Annotated in this window: 6 protein-coding genes; all 6 read left to right on the top strand. The window is 49.0% G+C overall.

Translation table 11 applies throughout. The features are described 5' to 3' along the window. Window positions 1-228 precede the first annotated feature (228 nt). Window positions 229-1656 carry a type I glutamate--ammonia ligase gene (gene glnA / locus Q0340_RS11145; protein ID WP_297881244.1) on the top strand — a complete coding sequence of 476 codons (1428 nt, stop codon included), beginning with the start codon at window positions 229-231 and terminating at the stop codon, window positions 1654-1656. Between the two features lie 129 nt (window positions 1657-1785). Then, complete coding sequence (locus Q0340_RS11150; protein WP_298083357.1) at window positions 1786-3039, top strand: ComEC/Rec2 family competence protein; 1254 nt, start codon at window positions 1786-1788, stop codon at window positions 3037-3039. Window positions 3040-3118: 79 nt separating this feature from the next. Further along, complete coding sequence (locus Q0340_RS11155) at window positions 3119-3409, top strand: YciI family protein (protein ID WP_297963806.1); 291 nt, start codon at window positions 3119-3121, stop codon at window positions 3407-3409. A 174-nt stretch (window positions 3410-3583) separates the two neighbouring features. Then, complete coding sequence (locus Q0340_RS11160) at window positions 3584-3865, top strand: GNAT family N-acetyltransferase (RefSeq protein ID WP_298083358.1); 282 nt, start codon at window positions 3584-3586, stop codon at window positions 3863-3865. A gap of 42 nt (window positions 3866-3907) precedes the next feature. Then, a complete protein-coding gene (locus Q0340_RS11165; protein WP_298083360.1) occupies window positions 3908-4357 on the top strand; it encodes a GNAT family N-acetyltransferase in 450 nt (149 codons plus the stop codon). A 15-nt stretch (window positions 4358-4372) separates the two neighbouring features. Further along, a complete protein-coding gene (locus Q0340_RS11170; protein WP_298083359.1) occupies window positions 4373-5239 on the top strand; it encodes a hypothetical protein in 867 nt (288 codons plus the stop codon). Window positions 5240-5641 lie beyond the last annotated feature (402 nt).

Raw genomic sequence — 5641 nt, forward strand, 5'->3', positions numbered from 1 at the left:
GTTTTCAAAAATCGCGAGCGGCAGTTCGTAAATTTGGCGTAAATTTTAACGCCAGCCGCTTTTAAATTTTAAAAGGCGCGGCGGCGAGAAATTTTAAAATTTTCGGCGGCGCAAAATTTTAAAAATCGCAGCGCGCAAAACGGCGCAGATAAAGTCGAATTTCAACTAAATAATGTTAAAATCCGCCGTTAAATTTAGCCCGAATACGGGCGGAAAAAAGGAAAAAATATGGGAAAATTTGTTAATGACGTGAAGGAATTTTTTAAATTTTGCGATGAAAACGAGGTCGAGTTCGTGGATTTTAGATTTACCGATCTAAAGGGCACCTGGCACCACGTCGCTTACAACTACAAGCGTCTGCCGAAGGACTTCGCCGACGGAATTCCATTCGACGCGAGCTCGGTAGCGGCGTGGCAGCCGATCGATAAATCCGATATGATGCTAAAGCCCGACGTGCAAACGGCGTTTTTGGATCCGTTCACCGCGGACGTTACGATCATCGTCATCTGCGACGTTTATGATATCTACAAAAACGAGCTTTATGAAAAATGCCCGCGCTCGATCGCCAAAAAAGCCGAGCAGTTTTTGCAAACCACGGGTCTTGGAGATACCTGCTATTTCGGGCCGGAGAATGAGTTTTTCGTTTTCGACGACGTAAAGATCATCGACGATATGAACTGCGCGATGTTTAAGGTAGATACCGAAGAGGGGCATTGGAACAGCGGCAAAAACTACAAAGACGGCTTTAACAGCGGCCATCGCCCGGGCGTAAAGGGCGGCTACTTCCCCGTCCAGCCCGTCGATTCGATGGTCGATCTGCGCGCCGAGATGCTAAAGGTACTTGAACAAATCGGGCTTGAGACCTTCATCTGCCACCACGAAGTAGCGCAAGGACAGGGCGAGATCGGCGTTAAATACGGCACTCTCGTCGAGGCCGCCGACAACGTGCAAAAATACAAATACGTAGTAAAGATGGTCGCGCACCTAAACGGCAAGACCGCAACCTTTATGCCAAAGCCACTCTACGGTGATAACGGCAGCGGAATGCATGTGCACCAATCGATCTGGAAAAAGGGCAAAAATACCTTTTACAAAAAGGGCAACTACGCAAATTTAAGCGACGCGGCGAGGTGGTATATCGGCGGCGTGCTAAAGCATGCGCGCAGCGTCGCGGCGTTTACGAACCCGAGCACCAACAGCTACAAGCGCCTGATCCCGGGCTTTGAGGCGCCGTCCATTCTAACTTATTCGAGCCAAAACCGCTCCGCTTCGATCCGCATCCCTTACGGCAGCGGCGAGCACTCGGTGCGCGCGGAGATGCGCTTCCCAGATAGCACCGCGTGCCCGTATTTGGCATTTGCGGCGATGCTGATGGCGGGAATCGACGGTATCAAAAACAAAACCGAGCCGGTGGGGCCGATGGATGAGAATTTATTCAAACTACACCTAGATGAAATTCGCGAGCGTGGTATCGAGCAGCTTCCGCACACGCTTCGCGGCAGTCTAGAAGCGGTGATCCGCGATAATGAGTATCTGCGCCCGATAATGAGCGAGCTTTTTATCGAGACCTATCAGCATTTTAAATTTGAAACTCAGGTTTGGCCTTACGAGGCGCGCCCTACGCCGTTTGAGTTTGCGACGAATTATTCGTGCTAAAACGGGCTTATTTTATGCCGCACTGCCCGGTTTTTACGAGGCGGTGCGGCATAAGGTCTTGGAATTTTAAAATTTCGCCGCACGCGAACTTTTAAAGCTCTACCGCATGCGCGAACTTAAATACCGCCCGTGAAGCTTCAACTCTTTTACTCTAAACGCGAAATTTTATACTTTCTGCTTATTTTACTTGGAATTTTATCGATAAATTTAGGCTTGAAATTTTATGAATTTAAAGAATTTCGCGCGAAAAACTACGCTTTTTACGACGCGCAAATTTTAAACGCCTATACCAAAACGAACGAGCGCGGCCGCACCTACACGGTGCTAAAGCTCAAAACGGCGGATTTCACCCTCTACACGACTACTGGGCTCGGGCGGGAATTTCACCGCTTCGCGCGCGTAAATATCGGCATCGTAACGAAAAACGTAAAATTTTTAGATTTTTTAAAGCAGCGCTTTTACGCGCCAAATTTTAAAATTTCAGCCGAAACCGCGCCCTCAGGGGCAAAATGGCGCGCTATAGAATTCGTTCGCGCCCAACACGAAGATGAGATGACGGCGGATCTTTACTCCGCGCTGTATTTTGCGACCGAAATTTCAAAACCACTGCGTGCTAGCGTGACGAACTGGGGCATAGCGCACATCATTTCGATCAGCGGCTTTCATCTGGGCATTATCTTTAGCACGGTCTTTCTGCTTGCAATGCCGATCTACCGCTATTTTCAGGATCGCTACTTTCCGTATCGCAGCGCGAGGCGCGATCTTAGCGTCTTTGTGATCGTGCTGATGAGCGGATATCTCTTCGTGCTTGATTTTACGCCGAGCTTTCTGCGCTCGCTTGCGATGTGCTGCGTGGGGTTTTTCCTCGCGATGCGAAATTTCTACGTAGTTAAATTTACAAACCTCTTTCTCACTATCGCGCTTCTGCTCGCGTTTTTCCCGCACCTAGCCTTTTCGATCGGATTTTATTTCTCCTGCCTCGGCGTGCTGTATATTTTCCTCTACCTGCACCACTTCGCGCCTAAATTTAAGCTCTGGCACAACGTCATACTTTTTAACCTCTACGTTTGGCTCAGCATGAACGTAGCGGTCTATTATTTCTTCCCGACCGCTTCGCTGCAGCAGCTTAGCGTCATGCCACTGGGATACGTGTTTGTGATCTTTTATCCGCTAAGCATATTTTTGCATCTATTAGGTCTTGGCGGCGCGCTCGATACGCCGCTGCTTGCGTTTTTAAACTTTGCTCTACCGAGCTTTCAGGCGCAAATTCCGCCGCTTCTTTTCGCGCTTGCAAACATCTGCGCGCTTGCTGCGATAAAACTTCGTTGCGCAGCAGTTGCGTGCGCGATAATCGGAATTTCGCCGATATTTTTTATAACGTAGCGCGCGAAAATTCCGGCGGGAATTTTATCCGTTGGAATTTTATGCTAAAATCGCGCTTCAAATCTCACAAAGGATCAAAATGTTTATTGCAAACCTCACTTACGTTAAAGAAATTAGCGAAATCGATCGCTTTATCAACGAGCACAACGCGTTTTTAGACCGATTTTATGCGGCAAATAAATTTATCTGCTCGGGGCGCAAAGTCCCTCGCACAGGCGGTATCATCTTAATCAACGCCAAAGACCGCGCGGAGCTTGATGAGATCATCGCGCAAGATCCGTTCTTTCAAAACGGCGTCGCAAAATACGAGATCATAGAATTTACGCCGACGAAATTTGCGCCCGAGTTTTGGCGACTTTTCGGCGAATAGAGGGCTTGCGCGGGTTAAATTTTAAAATTTACGCGCTCAAACACGCCTCTGAAATTTAGCCGTTTTGCGCGTGAGATAAAATTCCCGCTAAATTTAAAAGCTGGTCGCGGCGGTAAATTTAGATAAGCTTAAAACTGAAATTATGCAAAAACGGCTAAATTTAAAGGAGATTTTATGCGGATAAAACTGCGGCTCGCAACGCCACAAGATACGGAGGCACTGCTTGAAATTTACGCGCCTTACGTAAAGCAAACGGCGATCAGCTTCGAATACGACGTGCCCGGCGCCGCGGAATTTGCGGGGCAAATCGAGCAGACGCTGCAAAGATACCACTATCTGCTCGCTTACGTAAGCGACGAGGCGGCAGGCGCAAACGATGAGCGAGATGAAAATTTTAAAATTTCCGCAAGCGCGGCTGGCACAGAGAGTGAAATTTCGCCCGCAGACGAAGCGTGAGATCGCACAAGCGCCGCGACGAAACGAAACGGTGCAAATTTAATCGTCGCTGCAAAACAAAGCGGCGCAAATTTAAAACCCGGTCGCATCCTCGGCTACGCCTACGCTTCGGCTTTCAAAGAGCGAGCGGCATATGATTGGTCGACGGAAAGCTCCGTTTATGTATCGCAAAACGCGCACGCTTTTGGTATCGGCAGGCTGCTCTACGAAGCGCTAGAGCGCACGCTCAGAGCTCAAAACATCGCAAACATGAACGCTTGCATCGCTTGCGGGGATGACGAATATCTAAACGACGCGAGCGTGCGATTTCACGAGCGCATGGGCTTTCGCTTCATCGGAAGATTCGAGCGCTGCGCCTATAAATTCGGCCGCTGGTACGATATGGCGTGGATGCAAAAGCCCATCGGCGAGCATCTGCAAAACCAGCCCGCGATGAAGCCTTTCGCGCACTTTAGAGATGAAATTTGCGCGAGCGCGGGCATTAAAATTTAATTTAAAGGAAAAACTTTGACGCACTTTATCATAGACGACGAAAATATCGACGTAGATAATATCTTCGACGTCGTAAATCTCAAAGAGGGCGACGAGCTAAATATCGTCTCCAACACCGCCAAAAAGATCGGCGCCTTGACCCTTGCGCGCCTATCGAAGATGGGCGTTAGCATAGGTGAGGTCTTTACGATCGGCAAGCAAAGAAAGGACTTCGCCGATAAGATCATCGTGTTTTTGATGGGCAAACTCTGCGGGCAGGAGGGCAAGATCGGCATCGTCAGTAACGATAAATTTTACGACGACGTGATAGAATTTTTTAATAATCTAAACTACCGCAAAAATCCTAAATTTGAAAAGATCAGTCTAGCCTCGCATGCCGTAGGAGCAGGCGCGAAGCAAGGCAAAGCAAACGGCATGGCGGAGAAAAAAGCCCAAAAAGCGGAGCCGAAAGCTACAAAGCAGGAGCCAAAGACTCAAAAGCAAGGTGCAAAAACCGCGAAGCAGGAGCCGAAGGCCGCACAACAGGAACAAAAGGCTGCAAATTTTAAAATCACCAAAGCAGACCTCGCCGCGGTGGAGGCGCTGATACCCCAGTGCGTGAGCCTGCAAGCCCTCTATGCCGCGTGCGTCGCAAAGCTCGGCAGAGCCAAAGGCTGCGAGGCCTACCGCGAGATCAAGGACGGCGCGCGGATGCGATACGCGAGCATCGCCTACGATAGCGACCTAAAAGACGGCGCCGTAAGGCGAAACGCGATCAAGCTCTACCGCGAAAGCGGCGGCGATATGGCGGAATTTCACAACAAACTGACAAGCGAATACAAACACGCGGGCCCTGAAATTTACAAAGAATTTAAAGAAAAACTCGTCGGAAAGATGCTCTAGGCGCCTCGGGCACTGGGGTTTGAGGCGCAGCGATAGTATGCGTCGCGACGTAGCGGCAAAGCGTGGCCTGGCGGCGTTAGATGCATCGTTACGGCGTGCGGCGATATGATGCAGCGCAACTAAACGCAACCAGAAATAAAACTATTCGCTTACGCGGAGTCGGTTTTATTTTGCCGTATATGACGAAGCAGAGCCCAAGCGCTTAGGCATAGCAGCAGAGTAAAGATATGTAGGATAAATTTCATTCTACCAGGTCTAATCCGGGTTTAATCATAGTCGAAGTCGTCCAAATCGTATCCGAAAATATGTAAAGTTTTTAAAGCTAATTCTCTGACCTCTATCCAAGACTTATTCTGATATACTAGATAGTCACCATCTTCTTCCCCCTTTAATATACTGTCA

Source organism: uncultured Campylobacter sp., from assembly GCF_938045595.1.
Lineage (GTDB): Bacteria > Campylobacterota > Campylobacteria > Campylobacterales > Campylobacteraceae > Campylobacter_B.

What these genes read in the sequence shown, in the direction of transcription:
- glnA (WP_297881244.1), top strand. Translation starts at nt 229, where the DNA reads ATGGGAAAATTTGTTAATGACGTGAAGGAATTTTTTAAATTTTGCGAT.
- Q0340_RS11155 (WP_297963806.1), top strand. Translation starts at nt 3,119, where the DNA reads ATGTTTATTGCAAACCTCACTTACGTTAAAGAAATTAGCGAAATCGAT.
- Q0340_RS11160 (WP_298083358.1), top strand. Translation starts at nt 3,584, where the DNA reads ATGCGGATAAAACTGCGGCTCGCAACGCCACAAGATACGGAGGCACTG.